The sequence below is a fragment of the Endozoicomonas ascidiicola genome (genome assembly GCF_001646945.1).
GTDB lineage: Bacteria > Pseudomonadota > Gammaproteobacteria > Pseudomonadales > Endozoicomonadaceae > Endozoicomonas > Endozoicomonas ascidiicola.
On record NZ_LUTV01000006.1, the window covers coordinates 236,990 to 258,453 of the forward strand.

Sequence of the window (21,464 nt, forward strand, 5' to 3'; positions counted from 1 at the left end):
CATTTCTCCGTCCCTGGAAATCTCTTCTATACACACTCTTCTGTAAAGCCTCTTTAAAGAACCATTGCTTTTTTCCGGTAGCCTTGCTGGAATAGAAGCATGTTATCTTTCAAAACCTGAAGGTTTTGGACTTCTGTTGACCAGCGCAATCGTCAAAGCACAGTAACTTTTAGGTGCAGATGAACACCAGCATCATCTGCTATCAACCATAGTAAGGCTGTATTATGCTGTATCCAGAACCATGGAGCACTCTCAAGTTATTAGCTCAAGTGATTCCCAATTCGAGCGATGATTTTAGAGTGACTCAACTTTAATTGCATCTAACTTGCGTCTAAATTGCGTCTAAGCATGTATGCTAGGATGGCACACTTAAACAGACAGAATGACACGGAGCCAAAGCCTCTATGATCTCAAAACTGCGGCCAGCCAAGCGCATCCTGCCGTTCTTTTTGTCACTGTTTTTTACCGCAAGCGTTGCTCTGGCGGTCGACAAAGACATCAGCCAGCCCGTTCCCGAACTGAGCCCAAACCTGCAACAAGCCATTGCCAGCGTTCATGTGGTTCAGCTGCTCTCTAAAAGCCATTACCGCAAGGTGCCGCTGGATCAGGAGCATGTGGAAAAAGTCTTTGACCGTTATCTGGATCGACTTGACCCTAACCGCAGTTTTTTTCTGCAGTCGGACATTGATGAGTTTGCGCCTTACCGCAAACAACTGGGCGAGTTACTGAAAAGTGGCGATCTGAACCCAGCCTTCGCGATTTTTAACCGCTACCGTGAACGGGCGGAAGAACGCGCCCGGTTCATGCTCGATCAGCTGGATAAAAACTTTGCCTCTCTTGACCTGAAGAAGAACGAATCTCTGATCATCGAGCGTAAAGATGAGCCCTGGCTGACTGACCGGAAAGCACAGCAGGACTTATGGGATAAACAGTTTAAAGACAGCGTCCTCAGCCAAAAGCTGAACCATAAAACTGATGACGAAATCATTTCACAGCTGCGCAGAAGAAACTCCAATCTGCTCAGACGACTGCACCAAAGCAAAAGCGAAGACGCCTTTCAGACGTACATCAATGCCTTCGCTGGCATCTATGACCCACACACCCAATATTTCTCGCCACAAACTGCCGAGAATTTTGATATCAATATGAGTCTGTCTCTGGAAGGCATTGGCGCCGTGCTCTCTTCTGAGGATGAATACACAAAGGTGGTTAGCGTGGTGCCCGGAGGCCCTGCCGAAAAAGCAGGCCAACTGAAGCCAGGTGACAAAATCATCAGTGTCGCTCAAGGTAAAAAAGGCGAACTTGAAGATGTGGTCGGCATGCGCCTTGACGATGTCGTCAAACTCATTCGTGGTGCAAAGCGTACATTGGTTCGTCTGGAAATCATTCCCGGCAGCAGCAAAGACAGCAGTACCCGAGTGTATGAGATCGTTCGTGACCAGGTAAAACTGGAAGAACAGGATGCATCCAGTCGAGTCATTGAGCTCACCGACAACGGAAAAACCAATCGCATTGGAGTGATTGAACTGCCTACGTTCTATATTGACTTCAAAGCAGCCCAATCCGGTGACCCTGATTACAAAAGCACAACCCGGGATGTTCGTCGATTAATAAAGGCGCTTGAGAAAAAGAACATCGATGGCCTCGTTATCGATCTTCGTGGTAATGGCGGCGGTTCATTACAGGAAGCCAATGAATTAACCGGCCTGTTTATCGATAAAGGCCCAACCGTCATTGTTCGCAATAGCCGCGGCCGCTCAGATCAGCAGGAAGACCCAGACTCAACCCAGCTTTATGATGGCCCTATGGTGGTGATGATTGACCGCCTGAGCGCCTCCGCTTCGGAAATTTTTGCCGGCGCCATGCAGGATTACGGCCGGGCACTGGTGGTCGGCAGCCAGAGCTATGGCAAAGGCACAGTGCAAAGTATTCAGCCCTTGAACCATGGCCAGCTCAAACTGACTTTAGCTAAGTTTTACCGGGTCTCCGGTCAGAGCACCCAGAATCGTGGCGTCATCCCTGATATCACCTTCCCGTCGCTCTATGACGGCCGAGACATCGGAGAAGACACCCTCCCAGATGCCCTGCCATGGGATAATATTTCTCCCGCATCTTTCCGTCCGTACGCTGACTTCAGCCCCTACTTGCCTGAGTTGCAAAAGAAGCACGCCAGCAGAACCCGGGACAATGCGGATTTCGTTTATCTCCATGAGATGAAGGATTACTTTGAACATTACGAAAACCAGAAGACCGTTTCCCTCAGTTCAGAGAAACGTCAACTGGAGCTACAAACCATGCGCAGCCAGCGTCTGGCCATTGAAAATCGTCTCAGAAAGTCCAGGGGCCAATCGCTACTGAACAATCTGGATGAACTGGAAGAGGCCAATGAAACTGAGCTGGAGCAGAAAAAGAAAGATAAAGAACCTGACGCCTTTCTCCAGGAAACCGGTGTTATTCTCTCTGATATGATCAAAGCGACGGATAATAAACAGCTCTTTACCCGACGATCACAATAAGCAGTCTCCAAGTTAATCAACGAACCCGCCTATTGCCGGGTTTTCTTTTCCTAACAAGACCTCTTTGAACTATTGTTAGCATAAGAACCATCAAACATCTGCAGGTGATGTCATGATGCACAAACCGCTTCATAATCTTACAAATCTTTTCCAACAATTAGGCCTTGGCAAAGAACCCCGGGAGATTGAACGATTTCTCCAACAGCATTCCCTTGAGAGCAATACAAAACTGGAAGACGCTCAATTCTGGAATCCCTCCCAGAAAGCCTTTATTAAAGAGGAAAGAAATCAGGATGCAGACTGGTGCGAAGCCATCGACGAGCTGGATGCGCTTCTAAGACACTAACTCGAAAATAGACACATAAAAAAGAGTGGGACAGAAACCTATCCCATTCTTTTTTTTACGCGATAATTAATGACTTGTCGCGGTTGAAGAATCACTAAGCACTTCCGCAAGGCTGGAACGTGACAGCAAACCCTGCAACTGACCATCATCGTCTATCACGGGCAGAGGGAAGTCGGTATCCAATGTATCCGGAATCACGGCTTCTAACAGAGAGTCCGCCTGAATAGCTGGCACCGTTTCGACCACGACTGTACTGATATTATTGTTACTGCCGGTCTCTACCGCTTCTTCCAGAGTTTCCTGGAGGATAATTCCCTGATAGCCATCGTCATTGATGTAATAGCCATACTCTTCAGATGACTTGCGCATCTGCTTAAGAGCTTCACCAATGGTTTCTGCAGTAATACGGCACTCGGGCGGCTTCATTACCGTTTCCACCGTCAGAGCCCGGGCACGGTTGACATCTTTAACAAACGCTTCCACATAATCTGTTGCCGGGTTCAGCAGAATTTCTTCCGGTGCTCCCTGCTGAACCAACTCACCGTCTTTCAGAATGGCAATGCGATCGCCCAAACGAAGTGCTTCGTCCAGGTCGTGGGTGATAAAGACAATGGTCTTCTGCAGCTTACTCTGGAGTTCAATCAACTGATCCTGCATTTCACTACGGATCAACGGATCAAGGGCGGAGAAAGCTTCATCCATTAATAGGATTTCTGCGTCTGTACACAACGCCCGAGCCAGACCAACCCGCTGTTGCTGTCCGCCGGACAGTTGAGCCGGATACTGCTGCTCGTAACCGGAAAGCCCAACGGTATTCAGCCATTCCTGAGCTTTTTCTAACCGCTCTTTCTTGTTAACACCCTGAACCGTGAGACCGTAGGCCACATTATCAATCACTGTTCGATGCGGCATCAGGCCGAACCGTTGGAAGACCATGGACATCTTCTGCTGCCGAAATGATTCCAGCTGTTTAGGGGAGAACTCGGTAATATCCGCTCCCTCTACCAGAATTTCGCCTTCCGTTGGATCAATCAGACGGTTGAAGTGACGAATCAATGTGGACTTACCAGAACCGGAAAGCCCCATAATCACAAAGATTTCGCCCGCATTCACTTCGATATTAATGTCCCGAAGCCCAAGCGTGTGCGCCGTATCCACCAGAATCTGGTCTTTCGACTCACCTTTATGCACTCGCTCCATGACTTTCTTTGAGTTCTTACCAAACAACTTGTACAACCCGCGAATCTGAATCAGCGGCTGTTTCTCTGAATTAAGATCAGACATGTCCGGCACCTCCAAGATGTCTCTGAGTCCGACGGGCATAAGCCTGCGAAACCCGGTCAAAGATGATGGCCAGGGCGACAATGGCCAGGCCATTTAACAGCCCAAGGGTGAAGTACTGGTTGGTGATGGATTTCAATACCGGCTGCCCAAGGCCTTTCACACCGATCATGGAGGCAATAACCACCATGGCCAGCGCCATCATGATGGTCTGGTTAATACCCGCCATAATGTTTGGCATCGCTAATGGTAACTGAACACCGAGTAACCGTTGGGTTGGGCTTGCGCCGTAGGCGGTTGCCGCTTCAAGCACTTCTTCATCCACCAATCTGATACCCAGATTGGTCAAACGGATGACCGGAGGGATGGCGTAAATCACGACGGCAATAACGCCGGGGATTTTCCCGATACCCAGCAACATAACAACAGGGATCAAATAAACGAAGGCTGGCATGGTCTGCATAATATCCAGCATCGGCGTCACTATTTTCTGAACACGATCCGATCGAGCCATAGCGATACCAATGGGAACCCCAAGAGCGATTGATAGCAGTGTACATACAGTAATAACACTGAGGGTTCGCATGGTATTTTCCCACATACCAAAATAACCAATGGCCAGCATGGAGCAGACGACACCCAGACACAGTTTCCAGGAGCGGCCAGCCGCATAAGTAAACCCGGCAATGGCTGCAAGAACAAGCCACCAGGGGGAACTGATCAACAGGTTTTCAAACCAGATAAGAAAAGAGAGGAGCGGGTCAAAGAAGGATTCGATCAGGTCGCCGTATTCACGGGAGAAATCCCGGTAAGCGCCATCCAGTGTTTTTCGTAGTGTAATAATGTCACTTCGATCCATATCTGGAAACGAAGTAAGCCAGGATTCCTTAGCCATAAACTTCAGCCTTTATTTTTATTAATACTTTTGTCTTTGAAATGTATACGACAGAGTAATACTATCGAATACCTTTTACTGTCCAAACACGTCAAGTATGTGAATGGCGGTGGCTACACAAACATCTCGGTGCAACCACCATTGCACAAAGGCGGCTAATTATTAATTTTCCAGCGCTGCCAGCTTCATCTTAACAGTTTCAGCAGTTTCAGCAGACATCCACTGAGTCCAGGTATCTTCATAATTCGCGAAGAAATATTCCATGGCCACATCGCCGTCAGCCTGATTGTCTTCCATCCAAGCCAGGATTTCATTCATCTGCTGGTTGGTGAAAGAACGAGTCGCCAGATAATCAAACGCTGCTGGCGCCTTAGCTGCAAAACTTTCTGTGGTAATGGTATTTACCGGAGAAGGTGGATACATGGTCACTTTCGGTGATTCACAATCTTCTTTGGTAATACAGTTAACGAACTCTTCTTCATCAATGCCGGAACCAAAGTCAACTTTCACCATTTCGTACTTACCGAGCACGGAAGAAGGCGCCCAGTAATAACCAAACCATGCTTCGTCACGCTCATAAGCTTTGGCAATAGCACCAGACATCGCCGCACCGGAACCCGGATCAACCAGCTCAAAGCCATCATCTTCCAGTTTCAGTGCACGGAAAAGGTTGCCAGAGTTGATCTGGCAGTTCCAACCGGCTGGGCAGCCGTAGAAGGCAGAAAGATCAGGATTCTCAGGATGTTTGAAGAGATCAGCGTTTTTGCGAACACCTTCAATGGTTTTCAGCTCTGGATTGGCTTCAACCATGTACTTAGGTACCCAGAAACCTTCTTCACCACCTTCTGAGAGCGATTTACCCGCATAACGAAGGCGCTTTTCTTCAACACCTTTATCAAACGCCACTCTCATGGAGTTACTCCACATTTCCGGCGCGATATCAGGCTCCCCTTTTTCAGTCATGGATGCACCAGTAGCCATAGTGTTACCTGGCACCAGTTCAACAGAACAACCGTATACATTTTCCAGAACGAACTCATCAATGTGTGCCATCAGTGTGGCCGAGTTCCAGTTCATATCCGCAATGGTCACATCGCCGCAAGCTTGAGCTGGGGCTGCCTCAACAGCCACTGTTTCTGCAACTGTCACTTCAGGAGCGCTTTGCGCAACGGTCGATTCAGGCGTCGTCTCAGAAGAATTATTGTAAATAACTGCAGCAGCAATGGCTGCAAGTACGGCACCGGCCGTCAATGATCGCTTTAGCATTTTTATACCTTATTTCAATGCAAATCCATTTCTCACGATCGATAATTTACACGTCTAATGATTAGATATCAAATCACTTTCAGCAACCTGAGTACCAGTTCACGACGCTTCTGAACCTATATCCAGCAGTGGTGCTGCCTCTATAGACTCCGCATCCATCATGCTGGCAACCCGTTGAAGCGTAGATAACATCTGGGTTTTTTCCCACGGCTCAAGAGCTTCAAAACGCTCAATGAATTTTTCATGGAGTAAGGTTGGCGCCGTGCCAAGCACTGATCGACCCAAATCCGTGAGCCGGGCATTCACGATGCGTTTATCGTGAGTGCTGCGTACTCGCTCAAGGTATTGTCGTTCTTCCAACCGATTGAGAATGGTAGTCACCGTCGCCTGGCTTAGGGAAACGTCCTGAGAGAGCCGTTTCACCGTTACATCACCCAGATCATTAATGGATTTCAACACCATAATCTGCGGCGTTGTCAGGCCACAGGTTTTAATCAGCCGTTTGGAATGCAGGTCCGTTGCACGAATAATTCTTCTCAAAGAAATGAGTACGTCAGTCCAATAATGCGGTTCGTTCATTCACTCAATCCACTAACAACACAACATTAATTATTAATAACTATCAATTAACCACTCCTGACAACACAGTTTCTTTAGACAGGAATGCCCATACTATAATATTGAACTCAAATTATTTGAACTCTAATAATTTATCTCTACAATTAGTTGGAGCCTCAGTCATATAAGCAGTAGTTGGCTCCATGGGAAATTTGAAAGCAAAACACGTCATTAATCCACCCGTTTTTTTCAGCGCCTCCGCATTGATCCTTCTTCTTGTGGGATACACGGTATTCTTTCCGGACGACGCCGATTTTCGTTTTACGCTTCTCCAGTCCTCCATAATGACCAACTACAGTTGGTTTTATGTGATGGCAGTGGCATTGATCCTGATCTGTGTCGCCTACCTTGGACTTTCCCGTTATGGAAATATAAAGCTAGGACCCGACCACTCAGAACCCGCCTTCAGTTTTGGCTCCTGGTTTGCCATGCTGTTTTCTGCAGGCATGGGCATTGGTCTGATGTTTTTTGGCGTAGCTGAACCTGTGCTCCATTTTATGTCACCGCCAGTGGGTGAATCGGGCACCATTGAAGCAGCGAAGCAAGCCATGGAAATCACCTTTTTCCATTGGGGACTTCATGCCTGGGCCATTTATGCCATTGTCGCTCTGATACTGGCATTTTTTGGTTATCGTCACGGTTTGCCTCTCACCCTTCGTTCAGCACTGTACCCGCTTATTGGCGATCGAATTTATGGCATCGCAGGTCACGCCATTGATGTATTTGCCATTCTGGGCACGATTTTTGGTGTTGCCACCGCCCTTGGCTATGGCGTATTGCAAGTCAATTCCGGGCTGAACTACCTGTTTGGTGTTGAAATAAGCACCAACACACAGGTCATACTGATTATTGTGATCACTGCGCTTGCCACGCTTTCAGTGGCCACAGGGCTCGAAAAGGGCATTCGCAGACTTTCCGAGTTAAACCTGTTACTGGCACTTATGCTGTTAGTCATGGTGGTCGCACTTGGCCCTACCGTGTTGCTCATGCAACTGTTTGTACAGAATACCGGCGGCTACCTATCCGACATTGTTAATAAGACGTTTAATTTATACGCCTATCAGCCCACCGAATGGATCGGTGGCTGGACGTTGTTCTACTGGGCCTGGTGGCTTTCCTGGTCACCATTTGTGGGGATGTTTATTGCCAGAATTTCCCGCGGCCGAACCATACGTGAATTTGTTATGGGCGTACTGTTTGTCCCTACCGGTCTAACCCTGATTTGGATGACCGCTTTTGGTAACACCGCCATTGATATGATTCTTCATCATGGCTATACAGCCCTTGGTGAAGCTGTGCAAACGGATGTTCCCATTGCGCTGTTTAAATTTCTCGAGCACTTCCCTTTCTCAAACGTGCTCTCCATGATCGCCATTGCCATGGTAGTGATTTTTTTTGTCACCTCTTCCGACTCCAGCGCCATGGTGGTTGATATGCTGGCATCCGGTGGCAGCAACAAAACACCACTCTGGCAACGCATTTTCTGGTCCAGCATGATTGGTATTGTGGCCATGGTTCTGCTGCTGGCTGGCGGTCTGAAAGCGTTGCAAACCGTGACGATTGCCTCGGCTTTGCCCTTTTCAGTCATTCTCTTGATCTCTGCCTATGGGCTACTGAAAGCGCTGGCCATTGATGCGGCAAAGAAAGAAAGTTTAACCACCACACGACTCACGCCCAAAGTCGGCCAGAAAACCATTCCCTGGCAAAAACGCCTGGCGGTGTTGGTTCATTACCCAAGGCGCAAGGATGTTAAACAGTTCATCACTGAAAGAGTGCTACCAGCCATGGAGTCCGTGGCTGGCGAACTTGGCAAACAAGGTGTTGAAAGCACGATTCAATTGGAAACAGAAAAGCAAATCCCCAGCCTCGTGGTACTTCATGGGGATGAAGTGGACTTTTTCTACAAAGTCACGCCCCGTGCTTACCTGCAACCAACCTTTATGCTCGATGATGAGGACGACGAAGACCTTGAATATTTCCGAGCAGAGGTATTCCTCCGTGAAGGCGGTCAGGGTTACGACATTATGGGGTGGACGCAGGATCAGGTGATTGGTGATATTATTGACCAATACGAAAAGCACATGAACTTTCTGCAAATGGTGCGATAAGAAATGGGAACCGCTACATCCACCCAGAAAAACGTCTATGGCAAACCACTGCAGCCCTGCTGCATGGATCCTGTCACTGGCTTTTTCCGGGATGGCTTTTGTCACACTATGGATAACGATCTGGGCAGGCATATCGTCTGCGCCCTGATGACAGAAGAGTTTCTGAATTTTTCCCTATCCAAAGGTAACGACTTAATCACTCCGAATCTGGAATGGGGATTCCCCGGATTAAAGCCCGGAGATCGCTGGTGCTTATGCGCTGAACGCTGGAAAGAAGCCCTAAAGGCGGGTGTTGCACCTCCAGTATTTCTGGAAGCATGCCACCAACAATCATTGGATATTATTCCTCTGACAATACTCCAACAACATGCCATGCACTGACACAATGCGCTGAACATTGTTGCAGTAATATCAAACAGTTTGCGACCGCACAGTCTCAATAACCTGCTCGGGCGCAATCACCCCAGATTTACTCAAAGCACAACCTCTGGATGTTCCCTCAGCAACCACCCGCCCAGCGACTAAAAACCTATGCTCCATATGAAATGCCTTTTCATCCCAGCTGGTAATTTTCATGTGCACATCGTACTTTTGAAAAGGGTTCAATGGCTTCTTATATTTCATGGTGTGTTCCGACACCACTGGAATCCAACCCTCCTTTTGCATGGTTCGGGCAAACCCGGTTCGCAGAAACATATCCACCCGGGAAAGATCACATATGGTCAGATAACGACCATTATTCATATGCATATTGATATCAAGATCGTTGGGTAACACCCGAAGCGTCAGCGTATTCTCCGGATACATAATCGGGAGTCGAGGCTTGAAAAAGGACGCCACCAGCAGATAGATCATTCTGAAAATCAGGCTCATTCTTATACTTCTTTTAGTAGGGTTTTCCGGTAGATCGCACACTTTAACGACAGTAGTCGCACTATTCAAGACATATAGAAAAACCAGCCAGAGATGAATCTTGAAACATTACAGGCCATAAAAAGCCGACGACTGAAAACCAGCAATCGGCTACGAAATAATTGATAGCTTGACGATAGCGAATTTATCTACCGAAGCTTTTTTTTGACGCTTCAGGAGAGCTCTGTGGCTTCCAGTTTGTCCTGGGTTTTCAGTTCAAAATCCGAAGCATCATGGCGGTTACGCAGCTGTTCAGAAAGTTCACCCCAGGCACGATTCACCATCCGCCCACGCTGAACAGCTTCGCGCTCACCGATCTGCTTCGACCAGCGAACCACATGTTGATAATCTGCAACTTGTAAAAACTCTGCCGCTTCATATAGCTTTCCATCCACCAAAGCACCGTACCATGGCCAGATGGCCATATCCGCAATGGTGTAATCATCGCCACAAAGATACGTATTGTTTGCCAGATGCTGATTCAACACATCCAGCTGGCGCTTTACTTCCATGGCAAAACGATCAATAGGGTACTCAAACTTTTCTGGCGCATACGCATAAAAATGACCAAACCCACCGCCCAGAAACGGCCCACTGCCCACCTGCCAAAATAACCAAGAGAGGCATTCAGCCCGTTTGGCTGCATCCTTTGGGATAAATGCATCAAACTTTTCCGCCAGATGCAAAAGCATGGCACCGGATTCGAACACCGGAATTTCTGTGTCGCCGCTGCGATCTACCATGGCCGGAATTTTCGAATTGGGGTTTACCCCAACAAAACCTGAACCAAACTGATCTCCGTCCATGATATTAATAATGTAAGCGTCGTACTCCGCGTCTTTAATCCCCAGCGCCAACAGCTCTTCAAACAGAATGGTGACCTTTACACCGTTGGGCGTTGCCAGAGAATACAACTGAAATGGATGTTTGCCTCTCGGCAGATCACGGTCAAACCGGGCACCGGCGGTTGGCCGGTTAATACCCGAAAATTGACCACCATTTTCACTCTCCCACGTCCAGACTTTGGGTGGGACATATGGCTTATCTGCCATGAAAACCTCCAGATCAGTTGATGCTTATTAAGTAGGTGGCCATTTGGAATTGAATATTTCTGGCTGAGTGGGCAGTTGCTATGCAAGGCACAACACAGAGAGCATAGCCGTAGCTATGTGACCGGAGTTGTAACGCCGCACGACTGCATGGATGCAGGAGGTAGTGCAACGCAGGAGCAGCTTGCCGAGAGCGACTGTCCACTTAGTCAGAAAATATGATTTCATGTGGTTAACTACTTAAGCACCTTAATTCAATCGTTAAGGCGGTATCAACTAATACTGGAAACCACAATAAAGAACTGCCTTGCATTAGATTCCAAGTCGGCTTAAGTGCGTCTGCAAATACCATAAACCCGCCAGGCTGGAATACAGGCGATTAACAGCCCACTCAAGCAAAGAGATAACAGCCACATCAACTCACTGGTGGGCAACCCAATAATAGAGACCACCGGAATCCAAATTTCCAGAAAGAGGTTAGCGATGCGATAAAAAATAACGCCCAGCACCAGTGCCGTAAATATATGCAGCAGCGGCTCAGCCAATGCAATACTGGCCAGCTGCCAGGGTTTTGCGCCCACCAGCCTTAGCAGCTCTATCTCCTGTTTTCGTTGAGCAAACCCTGCGGACAAATTGAAGAACATCATCAATAACGCAAGCACACCAATAATAAAACTCATCACCATAAACACATTATTCAGAATGCGTTCGTATTGCCCCAACTTGTCTAATTCAATGGCTGGAATTGCCGCCCTAAGTGGCGCATCTTGTCTGGTTTCCAGTTGCTGCTGCAGTTTAAACAAACCACTTCGGTCTTTTAATTTAACCAGAACAAAATTGATCTTATCGGATTTAATGCCATGATCAGCCCTGACGCGTCTTAACCCTTCCATAGGCACCAGAATATGGTCATCAAGGTTAGTACCGGTGGGTTTCAACACACCCTGTATCAGAAAGGGTTTCTGATACTCATCCTTTAAGCCCGGCGCAAAACCCCGGGCAATGGTAATGGTTTCCCCGGGCTGATATTGATACGCCTCAGCCACGGATGAACCGACAAACGCCGTGTAATTATTTCTGAAGATTTTCTGGCTGCCGCTGACCGTTATAAAGTTCACAGCACTCAACTGCAATGTGGTCAGATATCGTGCCGTGCTGCCAATCACTGTGTGCCCACGATGACTTTCCCCCGCAGACACCGGAGCAGCCCATGCGACGGATGGATTATCTGCAATGTCCTGAAATTGCGACCACTTGATCGCCGGTGGAGGCGCCCCGATACCAAACAAACCATACAACACCAAATGCACCGGCTGTGTTGGCGCCCCCACAATGAGATCCGCCTGAGAAGCCACTTGCCTTGCATATTGTCGAACCGCCTCATGAACATGGCTGATCACCAGCAGCAGCATCACGCTCAATGCCAATGCTGTAACTGATAACAGGGAACGACCCGTGCGCTGACGATGGCTCTTTCGCAGGATTTTAAAAAGAATCATCGCAGCTCATGCTCCCGGGCCTGATTCAGTGCATCCATATCGATCACACGATCAAACCCTTCAGTATCCATATCATCATGGGTTGTGCAGAGTAAGGTCATGCCATTTGCACGACACTCTTCCAGCAAAAATTGATACACCGCCTGCCGCCCCTGTTGATCCATGGCCGATGCCGGCTCATCCGCAAGTACCAAACTGGGCTTACCAATCACAGCCCTGACAATGGCAAAGCGCTGCTGTTGTCCGGCACTGTAGTCAGTTGCTTTTTTGGATAAACGTGACGGGTCTTTCAAACGCAGTTTACGGATTAAACGAAATACGTCTTCCGTCATGGATCGTGAGCCCGTTTCTGCCTCAGCGGCTCTGACTGATGAAAAATGGCAGGGTAACAGCATGTTATCCAGCGCCGATAAATAGGGGATCAATCGGTAATGCTGGAAGACAAACCCAATAGAGTCTGAACGCAGCCGATTCAGCACGCTGGATTTTATCGCCTTCATATCATTTCCCAACACAGCAACCTGACCACTGGTCGGCTGAGTCAGCCCGGTGAGTAATCGGAGCAATGCGGTTTTGCCAGAACCATTACTGCCCTGAATACAAACACACTCACCCTGTTGAATCTGCAAATCAGGAATATTCAACACTTCAACATCACCGATGTATTGCCTGAGCTTATGAATCTCGATGGCGCAGATCTCTGTCATGGCAACATTCCTGATCGGATATTCACTAAGGTATGGTCGGGATACACCGTAGTTTTTTTCTGCCAGCGCTCTGTGGTTAACCAGACATCCACCGCCTTAAGCGCCGGAATGCGGTTATAAAGATCAACATCTATCGACTTCAACTTCCCGGGGCGCTCACACCGAAGAATCTGGAAACCTTTAATACGGTCTGCCTGCTGATGCACACTGTGATCCACCACCCGACACCGGGCGTCTACTGACAACACAAACCAGGCCGTTTCTTTAAGCACCTGATAGACCTGCTGTTTATCCGTCTCATCAGAGAGATATTCCAGTGATTCCGCCCCCACCACCACATAGGCTGTGACTTTCTCTCCCACAATACTGACGTCCAATCCCATGCGAGCAGGCTCTATTGCCCGGTGCAGAAAAGTTCCTGTATCGGCAAAAATCCGCATTGGGATAAGTAATAAAATGAGCCATTTCATGGTGTTAAGATAATAAGACCGGTTGCTTTTCTACCCTCATTTATCGGTCATTGCCCCATAAAAATAAGCAGCGTGTCCTATACTCGTTTTGCTGCGAGTCAATAATATGCAGTCAATCGTTTTTATTTCAGAGCTATCTCCTCTATACATCCATTTTCTTCACACGACACATTGGGAGCTTTATCCATGCGTCTTTTCACATTCGGAAAATCCGTACCCTTCTTTCTTATGGTGCTGTTGCTCACTGGTTGTGCCAGTGACGGCGCAAAACGCTGGACAGAGTGCGCTCTGATTGGCGCAGGTACCGGCGGGCTTGCCGGCGCAGCTGTGGGCAACAGCTCCAACGACAGTGGTAAAAATGCCGCCTACGGTGCAGTTGGTGGTGCATTGATCGGTGCCGCTATCTGTGCATTGCAGAAAGATACCGACCACGATAAAGATGGCGTCACCACGAAGTATGATCGATGCAAAAACACCCCTGCCGGCGTTAAAGTCGACAAACACGGCTGCCCTTTGGACTCCGACAAAGACGGCGTGGCAGACCATAAAGATCGCTGTATAAACACACCGGCCGGTGTAAAAGTGGATCAATATGGTTGCCCACTGATCACTGACCGGGATGGCGACGGTGTTGTATCGGCTAAAGACAAATGCCCAAACACTCCAAAAGGCGTCCCTGTCGACGCAGATGGTTGCCCGCTGCAGCGTGAACTGGGGTTAGTGTATTTTGGTTTTGACAAAACTGACATTAACACTTTGGGTCGCGAGGAACTGGATCAAATTGCCGCCAAGGTCAAAAAGCATCCCAAAATCCGTCTGGTTTCTGTGGGCTACACCGATTCCACTGGCCCTGAAGAATACAATATGAAACTGGCGATGCGCAGAGCAGAAAGCGTTAAACAATACCTTGTGCAACAGGGTGTTCCTGCTGAGCGCGTCACCGCCTCTGCCGGCGGTGTACTGAAATTTGGCGACCAGACACCAAAAGGTCGTGAACATAACCGCCACGTCACCATCGCCCTGGATCTGTAACATTTCTGATCACACCCGTTGAACAGGGACGTTCGACCTTAGAAGCTGCTCACAATCTTTCTGCAAGCTGCAAACGATCATGAACAGCTTCTTAGGTTCTGTCTCTTTAAGCGCCTGTGGGCTATGATGGCGGCCGCTTCTATTTACTCAGCCGACCGCCCATGATCGATAACCGTAAAGCTTCCTTCTATGCTTTAGCCACAGCACTTTTGTGGTCAACTATTGCTACCGCATTCAAAATTGCGTTGCAGGATCTTGACCCCTGGCAGCTGGTTTTCTGGTCTGTTATCACATCCACTGTCTTGTTATCCATCATCGTCGTGCTTCAGGGAAAGGCGGGATTAGTTCGGTCTCAATTCCAAACAACACCAGGTCTGTTTTTATTTTTGGGGTTGTTAAACCCCTTTCTCTATCACGTAGCCCTGTTTGGTGCTTATGATCTGCTGCCCGCTCAGCAGGCACAGGCACTGAACTACAGCTGGCCCATGGCGCTCACCTTGCTGGCCGTGCCACTGCTGGGCAGGAGGCTCTCCGTCAAAAGCCTTGCATGTTGCTTACTGGCTTATGGTGGCGTGGTGATGATCTGCACCCGGGGAGAATTCCAGAATCTGGCATTTGCCAGTGGACAAGGTGTTCTTCTGGCACTTGCCAGCACAGTCATCTGGGCGCTGTATTGGATTTTTAATACCCGAAGAGACGGTGACCCGGTTGTGGGTCTATTAATTTGTTTTCTTTGCGGCCTGCCCTGGATCATTGTGGCAACCGGTATGTTCTCCAGCTTCTGGCCATCGTCCCCGACTGGTCTTGTCGCCGCCGGTTATGTTGGATTCGTTGAAATGGGCTTTGCCTATATCCTCTGGCTCAAAGCATTGAAGCTGACAGACAACACCGCCATGATCAGCAACATCAGCTATCTCAGCCCATTCCTTTCGCTGATATTTATTGCCAATATACTTGGTGAGTCCATCTATCCTGCCACCTATGCAGGGTTAATCATGATCATTGTCGCCGTGCTGGCGCAGCAACATTTTTCCCGACAACAGTAAGCCCATCATGGCCAGAAATCGTTACTTCCAATTTAAGCAATTTAGAATCGAGCAGGGCGAATGCGCTATGAAGGTGACCACGGACGCCTGTCTCTTTGGCGCCCTGTTTGCCCAGTCCGTTCATACACAACAAAGTCATTCTATTTTAGATATTGGTGCAGGTACCGGGCTTTTGAGTTTGATGACAGCCCAAAATACCCAATCCGCCATCACTTCCGTAGAGCTAGATGATGCTGCCGCACAGCAGGCGGCTTTTAACTTTTCAGCAAGCCCCTGGTCACATCAGCTTTCGGTGGTAAACCAATCCATTCAGGACTTCTCGCAACAAAACCACAACATCTTTGATAGCACCTTTGACAGCATCATCACCAACCCCCCGTTTTTTCAACAATCATCAAAGGGGAGCGACCAACGCCGAAATTTGGCACGACATACCGACAGCCTAAGCTTTGATGACCTTGCCCAGTCGATTGTCCGTCACCTGGCACAGACCGGAGAGGCATGGGTGTTATTACCTGTGGATTCCAGTCAACATTTTCTAGTGGCCTGTCAGCATGTCAAACTGTGTCTGTTTAAACGAATACAGCTGCGCTCCAGCTTAACTCACCCCGTTCACCGCCATGTTTTGGTACTGAAACGCTCAGAGAGCACGTCGGATGAGAACTTCACAACGATTGATGACATGGTCACCATTTATGACAACCACCCCACGTACACGTCGGAAGTCCAGCAATTAATGTCGCCCTATTACCTTGCTCTATAAGCTTTCATACCGGCATTAGGTTCTGTTAATAGAATCTAATAGTCACTCATTGCATTCAAACATTGATCCGTAAAACAGGTAAACAAATCCTCTGAACCGTACATAGAATGGGATTTATTCGAAGACGATATTGCCCCATTCTCTGGCATATACGGAATCTGTTCATGGGCGGGTAAATGTCGATTGGCGATACTGATCAAGCGTTTAGTGCTTTCGCTTAACAAGCCGTCTCGATGCTTCGGCTCAGCCGGTTTGTTCTTCGCTTCTGCATTTATTGTTGTTTGAGACACAGATGCTTTCTGAGATTTTTTCTGGTATCCGGAACTCACTGGCTGTGCCAGCTCTTCAAATACCTGAGGCTTTACAAGCCCCGGATGATAAGACTTTGCCAGTCGACTTCTCGGACGGTTATCAAACTCCAGAGCCCACAACAAGGTAATCATGAAGAATCCGAAAAACATCCAAACTGGGCTGATCTTATTATTCATAGCTATCCCCCACCTCTCAAGAAGGTGCTGCTGTTACTCATTACATTTTGAGGGTGTCGCAAAAGGTCATTAAAAGCAGATGTCCTAGGTAACCCAAAGGGTTGCCGACAATCAGCACCTACAGGCCTGTGAGATGTCGGCAACTCTTGTAGAATTACCGACCTACGGGTTTCGCGACACCCTCATTTTGTGAGTCGGCGTATTGTCGAACTCACGTAATGGCCTGTATCCAGTGCTGTGATTAACACTAGGCAAACCTGACAAAACAGCAAATAGGGATATGGAGCTTGCTGTTTTTTTCCACAGTGGGCTCACATCAGATAAAGAACATGAACGCCGTAATTCAGAATAATACAAAAAAGTAGATATTTTCAGACTTTTTTGAAAGCTCGATAGATAGAAAAGCCATTCCGACTTAACAACGTTTCACAGCGTCCAAACGTCTGTTCAATAATAGGCGGGTATTTTAAAAAACTGTTCGCCACGATACGCAGCTCTCCACCCACTTTTAGTTTCTGGTGAGATTCAGACAGAAACCGTTCTGTCACTTCATAGTGGGTTTTCACACCCTGATGGAATGGTGGGTTAGAAATAATTAAATCAAACTGACCGGTCACTTCAGACAGCCCGTCACTGGCTAAGACTTGATAGTTCTCGACTCCCAAATCATTCATGGTTTTCCGGCTACTTGCCAGTGCCATGGCATCACAATCCACCAAGGTAAGATGACGTTCTTCAGGCTGCTCGCTGATATAAGCGGAAATCACACCAGCACCGCAGCCAAAGTCCAGAACGTTACCAGATGGTAGGTCATTCAATGTTTCCAGCAACACTTCGGTACCCACATCAAGGCGACCATGGCTGAATACACCAGGAAGGGAGGATATAGACAACACTTTATCCATTGCCTGCACGGTGAAAGTATTAAACGCACCCTTCTCAGTAAACTGATCCGGCTTATTCACGGCTCCCTTATTCATGGCTCCGCAGGCTTCCAGCAATACACAATGTCGAGCATTATCAACACTTTTCACGTCACTGAAACTCTGCTTCAACCTTTTCTTCCAGGACTTGATACCCTCATCATTCTCGCCCACCAGATAAATCGGAACATTCGCTGCGACATGGAAGCGAATCATCTCCAACCAGAAATCCATCAATGGCTTACTTTTTTGCAGGAAGATCAGAACGCCATCCACCGGGCTGGACAGTGGCTCTTCAAGAACAGGGGCAAACGTCAGAAAAAAACGATCGTTATGGTTGCCAACCAAAGGCTTCAACCGACGATAATCACTGAAGTCTCTGGTCAGCGCCGTCACCCTACCCAGCCCCTCATCCAGCAGTTGGCTTACTAGCTGGTCCCCAGGCAGACCAATCATCAACAAATGCTCCAGCTCGAAGCAATCCATATTACGGACAATTAACTGGGAAGGGTTGGATAAAGAAAGGGAGGACATAATTTTCAACACAAAATTCAGTTCAATGGCGGCCTTATACCTCAAGACCTTTCGACTTTCCATGAAAGCCTTCATGGAATACGGATTTACAAGCAGCTGACGCAAGCATAGCATTCCCGACCTTGAAAAATCAGTACGGAGTTTTCGGATGGCTGGACCACAGGGCGACCTGGTTCTGCGTACATTGGCAATGCCAGCAGATACCAATCCCAACGGTGATATTTTTGGCGGCTGGATCATGTCCCAAATGGACATGGCCGGCGGCCTCGCAGCAAAAAACCGCTCCCAGAGCCGGGTATCCACCGTGGCGGTAGAAAGCATGAGCTTCATCCATCCAGTCAAGGTCGGTGACGTGGTATGCTGTTATGCGGATATCGTCCGGGTTGGTACCACGTCCATGCGTATAAAACTTGAAGTCTGGAACTTGTCTCATCCCTTTAAGTCTGAACTTCGCAACAAAGTGACCGAAGGCATGTTCACCTATGTCGCTATAGACGACAATGGAAACCCCATCCCGGTAGATAGAAGTCGATAATCAGGAAACCTTCGAATGAAACAGAAAACTATCCTTGTCGGTGTTGCCGGCGCTTCTGCATCCGGTAAGAGCCTACTGGCAGAAACTCTGGTCGAAGAGCTGCAGTCCGAGCACCTGAGCGTCATTTCTGAAGATTCTTACTACAAGGATCAATCCCACATGTCCATGGAAGAACGGGTTCGTACTAACTACGACCACCCGGAATCCATGGATCACGATCTGATGCTGCAGCAAATGCTGCAACTGAAAGCGGGTGAAGGCATTGAAGTGCCCATGTACGACTATTCAGAGCACAACCGTCGTCAGGAAACACGACTGGTGAAGCCGGCACGAGTCATTATTTACGAAGGCATACTGCTCTTCACCAATCCGGAGATACGTGAAACCTTCGACTTGCGCTTTTTCATGGATACGCCATTGGATATCTGCTTAATCCGTCGTATGAAACGTGACATAGTCAGCCGCGGTCGTGATGTGGATTCTGTGATCAAGCAATACCTGGAAACCGTGCGCCCCATGTTCATGCAGTTTATTGAACCGGCTCGCCAGCACGCCGACCTGATCATTCCCCACGGTGGTAAAAACCGTATTGCTATTGATTTGATCAAAACACAGATTCGTAATTTGATTGACTAAGCTCTGAAACGCTTATCCATGTTGCCGGTAACCTTAATGGTTACCGCACCACGCCTATAACCAAAGAATTTCAAGTTACTACGCGGCGGCTAGTAAGCGAGGCCTTAAGGTCCCGTGAGCCTACAGCGAGTAGGTGATCGGGGTGAGCAAGCACCCTAGGGCATAAACGCGGCCAACAAAGTAGCAACTTGAAAGGCGACGGGCATATCCGGTTTCATCTTCCCCTTCACTTCGCTCCCCCCCATAGGTATACTTCAGCCGTATAAGCGTCAAATACGCCCTCTCTGCACGCCCTGAAAAACACAGGATATGCAATGACCGGGTCCGGCGCGATCTTCGCACTTATTTTCGTTTCAGTGAGTAAGTCATGTCAGATCACCAATGGCTGTCCGGCCGCTTGTACATCGCCTTTACTGACCACTGAATAGATTTAAGCGCCTTTTGTCGTGCTTTACTTAAGACTTTGCTTATTTGCTTAAGAGAAGTGCCAGACAGCGCTGCGAGATAACCATGCGCGTAGAAGCTGATATCAAGCTGGGTTTCAAGGACGTCCTGTTCCGCCCAAAACGTTCCACCCTGAAAAGCCGTTCACAGGTCAGCCTGGAGCGTACTTTCCGTTTTGTACACACAGATACAGAGTGGACAGGTGTTCCCGTCATCGCCGCCAATATGGACACCGTTGGCACCTTCGAAATGGCATTGGCGCTGGCCGAGCACAAAATGCTCACTGCCGTTCACAAGCATTACACAATTGAAGAGTGGCAAGCGTTTCTCGAGAGTGCCCCAGCTGGCATTGAAGAACACATCATGGTCAGCTCCGGAACGTCCGACAGCGACTTCCAGAAAATGAACGACATTCTGGCACTAAACGACAAACTTCGTTTTATCTGTATCGATGTCGCTAACGGCTACTCGGAACACTTCGTTCAGTACGTTTCCCGTGCACGTAAACAACACCCTGATAAAGTCATCGTTGCTGGTAACGTGGTAACCGGCGAAATGGTCGAAGAACTGATCCTGAAAGGTGCTGACATAGTCAAAGTAGGCATCGGCCCGGGTTCTGTTTGCACCACTCGGGTAAAAACCGGTGTCGGCTACCCACAATTATCCGCAGTGATTGAATCAGCAGATGCCGCCCACGGCGTTGGTGGCCAAGTGATTTCCGATGGCGGCTGCACCTGTGCTGGCGACGTCTCCAAAGCCTTCGGCGCTGGCGCTGACTTTGTTATGATCGGTGGCATGTTTGCCGGTCACGATGAATCCGGCGGTGAGTTGGCTGAAGAAGATGGCAAACAGTTCCGTCTGTTTTACGGCATGAGCTCTACAACCGCTATGGATCAACATGCCGGCGGTGTTGCGAACTATCGCGCATCTGAAGGTAAGACAGTCAAAGTACCTTACCGTGGCCCAGTACTGGAAACCGTTCAGGATATTCTGGGTGGCGTACGTTCAACCTGTACTTATGTTGGCGCAGTTCAACTGAAAGAACTGTCCAAGCGCACCACCTTTATTCGTGTGCAGGAACAGGAAAACCGGGTATTTAATTAACCCGGAAGATAAAGGTCGTCTGATCTAGGAGGCTGTCCGAGAATAGCGCCCGTAGCAAGGATGGTAGAAAATTGAGGACAAAAAATCCGTTTTGTGAAGTGAATAGTGGTGCTATTTGCTGAACAAAACGGATTTTTTAGACCAATTTACTGCCACCGCAGTAGGGCAACCTATTCTCGGACAGGCTCCTAGGAGGCTGACCGAGAATAGCCAAATCAGTTATGATAAACCTCAAAACCAAATATAATGATGCCAAATGTCTCCACCTCCAAAATTCAAGGATAGCCCTGTT

General features: G+C 48.3%; 21 protein-coding genes. 10 read left to right on the top strand and 11 right to left on the bottom strand.

The window, feature by feature from the left end:
• Positions 1 to 404: 404 nt before the first annotated feature.
• Both AKL11_RS18005 and AKL11_RS18010 read left to right on the top strand, forming a co-directional pair.
• Complete coding sequence (locus AKL11_RS18005; protein WP_067520087.1) at positions 405 to 2,516, top strand: carboxy terminal-processing peptidase; 2,112 nt, start codon at positions 405 to 407, stop codon at positions 2,514 to 2,516.
• A 112-nt stretch (positions 2,517 to 2,628) separates the two neighbouring features.
• Positions 2,629 to 2,862, top strand: coding sequence for a DUF2789 domain-containing protein (locus tag AKL11_RS18010; RefSeq protein ID WP_216636588.1), 234 nt, complete (start codon positions 2,629 to 2,631; stop codon positions 2,860 to 2,862).
• A gap of 66 nt (positions 2,863 to 2,928) precedes the next feature.
• On the opposite strand, the gene AKL11_RS18015 is transcribed toward AKL11_RS18010, so the two are convergent.
• From AKL11_RS18015 to AKL11_RS18030, 4 genes are all read right to left on the bottom strand, one after another.
• Positions 2,929 to 4,146 (bottom strand): quaternary amine ABC transporter ATP-binding protein, encoded by a 1,218-nt coding sequence (locus AKL11_RS18015; RefSeq protein WP_067520089.1) that lies wholly within the window; start codon positions 4,144 to 4,146, stop codon positions 2,929 to 2,931.
• The gene (locus tag AKL11_RS18020; protein WP_067520091.1) at positions 4,139 to 5,038 is read right to left on the bottom strand and encodes an ABC transporter permease; all 900 of its coding nucleotides are present in this window, start codon (positions 5,036 to 5,038) and stop codon (positions 4,139 to 4,141) included. Before AKL11_RS18020 ends, AKL11_RS18015 begins: the two co-directional genes overlap by 8 nt.
• 162 nt (positions 5,039 to 5,200) lie before the next feature.
• The gene (locus AKL11_RS18025) at positions 5,201 to 6,304 is read right to left on the bottom strand and encodes an ABC transporter substrate-binding protein (RefSeq protein WP_095210498.1); all 1,104 of its coding nucleotides are present in this window, start codon (positions 6,302 to 6,304) and stop codon (positions 5,201 to 5,203) included.
• Positions 6,305 to 6,403: 99 nt separating this feature from the next.
• Positions 6,404 to 6,883: a MarR family winged helix-turn-helix transcriptional regulator gene (locus AKL11_RS18030; protein WP_067520093.1), complete on the bottom strand. Its 480-nt coding sequence runs from the start codon at positions 6,881 to 6,883 to the stop codon at positions 6,404 to 6,406.
• Between the two features lie 182 nt (positions 6,884 to 7,065).
• Between AKL11_RS18030 and AKL11_RS18035 the strand changes: the two genes are divergently transcribed.
• Together AKL11_RS18035 and AKL11_RS18040 are read left to right on the top strand one after the other, a co-directional pair.
• Positions 7,066 to 9,030 carry a BCCT family transporter gene (locus AKL11_RS18035; protein ID WP_067520095.1) on the top strand — a complete coding sequence of 655 codons (1,965 nt, stop codon included), beginning with the start codon at positions 7,066 to 7,068 and terminating at the stop codon, positions 9,028 to 9,030.
• Between the two features lie 3 nt (positions 9,031 to 9,033).
• Positions 9,034 to 9,411, top strand: a complete 378-nt coding sequence (locus AKL11_RS18040) for a DUF2237 family protein (protein ID WP_067520097.1) — start codon at positions 9,034 to 9,036, stop codon at positions 9,409 to 9,411.
• A gap of 30 nt (positions 9,412 to 9,441) precedes the next feature.
• Here the strand turns inward: AKL11_RS18040 and AKL11_RS18045 are convergent, their stop codons facing one another.
• The 5 genes from AKL11_RS18045 to AKL11_RS18065 all read right to left on the bottom strand — a co-directional run bounded on the left by AKL11_RS18045 (position 9,442) and on the right by AKL11_RS18065 (position 13,667).
• Complete coding sequence (locus AKL11_RS18045) at positions 9,442 to 9,903, bottom strand: acyl-CoA thioesterase (RefSeq protein WP_095210499.1); 462 nt, start codon at positions 9,901 to 9,903, stop codon at positions 9,442 to 9,444.
• Between the two features lie 212 nt (positions 9,904 to 10,115).
• Positions 10,116 to 10,994: a glutathione-dependent disulfide-bond oxidoreductase gene (yghU, locus tag AKL11_RS18050; RefSeq protein ID WP_067520100.1), complete on the bottom strand. Its 879-nt coding sequence runs from the start codon at positions 10,992 to 10,994 to the stop codon at positions 10,116 to 10,118.
• Positions 10,995 to 11,320: 326 nt separating this feature from the next.
• Complete coding sequence (locus AKL11_RS18055; RefSeq protein ID WP_067520102.1) at positions 11,321 to 12,490, bottom strand: ABC transporter permease; 1,170 nt, start codon at positions 12,488 to 12,490, stop codon at positions 11,321 to 11,323.
• Entirely contained in the window at positions 12,487 to 13,197 is a 711-nt protein-coding gene (locus AKL11_RS18060) for an ABC transporter ATP-binding protein (protein ID WP_067520104.1), read from the bottom strand. The genes AKL11_RS18055 and AKL11_RS18060 overlap by 4 nt, the downstream gene beginning before the upstream one ends.
• A complete protein-coding gene (locus AKL11_RS18065; RefSeq protein ID WP_157673647.1) occupies positions 13,194 to 13,667 on the bottom strand; it encodes a ZrgA family zinc uptake protein in 474 nt (157 codons plus the stop codon). The genes AKL11_RS18060 and AKL11_RS18065 overlap by 4 nt, the downstream gene beginning before the upstream one ends.
• Before the next feature lie 186 nt (positions 13,668 to 13,853).
• On the opposite strand from AKL11_RS18065, the gene AKL11_RS18070 reads away from it, so the two are divergent.
• The 3 genes from AKL11_RS18070 (at position 13,854) to AKL11_RS18080 (ending at position 16,508) form a co-directional block, all read left to right on the top strand.
• On the top strand, positions 13,854 to 14,699 hold the full coding sequence (locus AKL11_RS18070; RefSeq protein WP_067520107.1) for an OmpA family protein: 846 nt from the start codon (positions 13,854 to 13,856) through the stop codon (positions 14,697 to 14,699).
• Between the two features lie 161 nt (positions 14,700 to 14,860).
• Positions 14,861 to 15,745: a DMT family transporter gene (locus AKL11_RS18075; protein WP_067520109.1), complete on the top strand. Its 885-nt coding sequence runs from the start codon at positions 14,861 to 14,863 to the stop codon at positions 15,743 to 15,745.
• Between the two features lie 7 nt (positions 15,746 to 15,752).
• On the top strand, positions 15,753 to 16,508 hold the full coding sequence (locus AKL11_RS18080) for a tRNA1(Val) (adenine(37)-N6)-methyltransferase (protein ID WP_067520111.1): 756 nt from the start codon (positions 15,753 to 15,755) through the stop codon (positions 16,506 to 16,508).
• Between the two features lie 35 nt (positions 16,509 to 16,543).
• Here AKL11_RS18080 and AKL11_RS18085 read toward each other — a convergent pair whose 3' ends face one another.
• Together AKL11_RS18085 and AKL11_RS18090 are read right to left on the bottom strand one after the other, a co-directional pair.
• Positions 16,544 to 16,996: a hypothetical protein gene (locus AKL11_RS18085; protein ID WP_067520113.1), complete on the bottom strand. Its 453-nt coding sequence runs from the start codon at positions 16,994 to 16,996 to the stop codon at positions 16,544 to 16,546.
• A gap of 371 nt (positions 16,997 to 17,367) precedes the next feature.
• Positions 17,368 to 18,516, bottom strand: coding sequence for a methyltransferase (locus tag AKL11_RS18090; protein ID WP_172807321.1), 1,149 nt, complete (start codon positions 18,514 to 18,516; stop codon positions 17,368 to 17,370).
• Between the two features lie 85 nt (positions 18,517 to 18,601).
• Here AKL11_RS18090 and yciA point away from each other — a divergent pair, with 85 nt between their 5' ends.
• From yciA to AKL11_RS18105, 3 genes are all read left to right on the top strand, one after another.
• Entirely contained in the window at positions 18,602 to 18,988 is a 387-nt protein-coding gene (yciA, locus tag AKL11_RS18095; protein WP_067520115.1) for an acyl-CoA thioester hydrolase YciA, read from the top strand.
• Between the two features lie 15 nt (positions 18,989 to 19,003).
• Positions 19,004 to 19,624, top strand: a complete 621-nt coding sequence (gene udk, locus AKL11_RS18100; RefSeq protein ID WP_067520117.1) for a uridine kinase — start codon at positions 19,004 to 19,006, stop codon at positions 19,622 to 19,624.
• Between the two features lie 510 nt (positions 19,625 to 20,134).
• Positions 20,135 to 21,172, top strand: coding sequence for a GMP reductase (locus AKL11_RS18105; protein WP_067520119.1), 1,038 nt, complete (start codon positions 20,135 to 20,137; stop codon positions 21,170 to 21,172).
• Positions 21,173 to 21,464: the final 292 nt, after the last annotated feature.

Coding starts and splice junctions, on each gene's coding strand:
- AKL11_RS18005 (WP_067520087.1), top strand. CDS start 405: ATGATCTCAAAACTGCGGCCAGCCAAGCGCATCCTGCCGTTCTTTTTG.
- AKL11_RS18010 (WP_216636588.1), top strand. CDS start 2,629: ATGATGCACAAACCGCTTCATAATCTTACAAATCTTTTCCAACAATTA.
- AKL11_RS18015 (WP_067520089.1), bottom strand. CDS start 4,146: ATGTCTGATCTTAATTCAGAGAAACAGCCGCTGATTCAGATTCGCGGG.
- AKL11_RS18020 (WP_067520091.1), bottom strand. CDS start 5,038: ATGGCTAAGGAATCCTGGCTTACTTCGTTTCCAGATATGGATCGAAGT.
- AKL11_RS18025 (WP_095210498.1), bottom strand. CDS start 6,304: ATGCTAAAGCGATCATTGACGGCCGGTGCCGTACTTGCAGCCATTGCT.
- AKL11_RS18030 (WP_067520093.1), bottom strand. CDS start 6,883: ATGAACGAACCGCATTATTGGACTGACGTACTCATTTCTTTGAGAAGA.
- AKL11_RS18035 (WP_067520095.1), top strand. CDS start 7,066: ATGGGAAATTTGAAAGCAAAACACGTCATTAATCCACCCGTTTTTTTC.
- AKL11_RS18040 (WP_067520097.1), top strand. CDS start 9,034: ATGGGAACCGCTACATCCACCCAGAAAAACGTCTATGGCAAACCACTG.
- AKL11_RS18045 (WP_095210499.1), bottom strand. CDS start 9,903: ATGAGCCTGATTTTCAGAATGATCTATCTGCTGGTGGCGTCCTTTTTC.
- yghU (WP_067520100.1), bottom strand. CDS start 10,994: ATGGCAGATAAGCCATATGTCCCACCCAAAGTCTGGACGTGGGAGAGT.
- AKL11_RS18055 (WP_067520102.1), bottom strand. CDS start 12,490: ATGATTCTTTTTAAAATCCTGCGAAAGAGCCATCGTCAGCGCACGGGT.
- AKL11_RS18060 (WP_067520104.1), bottom strand. CDS start 13,197: ATGACAGAGATCTGCGCCATCGAGATTCATAAGCTCAGGCAATACATC.
- AKL11_RS18065 (WP_157673647.1), bottom strand. CDS start 13,667: ATGAAATGGCTCATTTTATTACTTATCCCAATGCGGATTTTTGCCGAT.
- AKL11_RS18070 (WP_067520107.1), top strand. CDS start 13,854: ATGCGTCTTTTCACATTCGGAAAATCCGTACCCTTCTTTCTTATGGTG.
- AKL11_RS18075 (WP_067520109.1), top strand. CDS start 14,861: ATGATCGATAACCGTAAAGCTTCCTTCTATGCTTTAGCCACAGCACTT.
- AKL11_RS18080 (WP_067520111.1), top strand. CDS start 15,753: ATGGCCAGAAATCGTTACTTCCAATTTAAGCAATTTAGAATCGAGCAG.
- AKL11_RS18085 (WP_067520113.1), bottom strand. CDS start 16,996: ATGAATAATAAGATCAGCCCAGTTTGGATGTTTTTCGGATTCTTCATG.
- AKL11_RS18090 (WP_172807321.1), bottom strand. CDS start 18,516: ATGGAAAGTCGAAAGGTCTTGAGGTATAAGGCCGCCATTGAACTGAAT.
- yciA (WP_067520115.1), top strand. CDS start 18,602: ATGGCTGGACCACAGGGCGACCTGGTTCTGCGTACATTGGCAATGCCA.
- udk (WP_067520117.1), top strand. CDS start 19,004: ATGAAACAGAAAACTATCCTTGTCGGTGTTGCCGGCGCTTCTGCATCC.
- AKL11_RS18105 (WP_067520119.1), top strand. CDS start 20,135: ATGCGCGTAGAAGCTGATATCAAGCTGGGTTTCAAGGACGTCCTGTTC.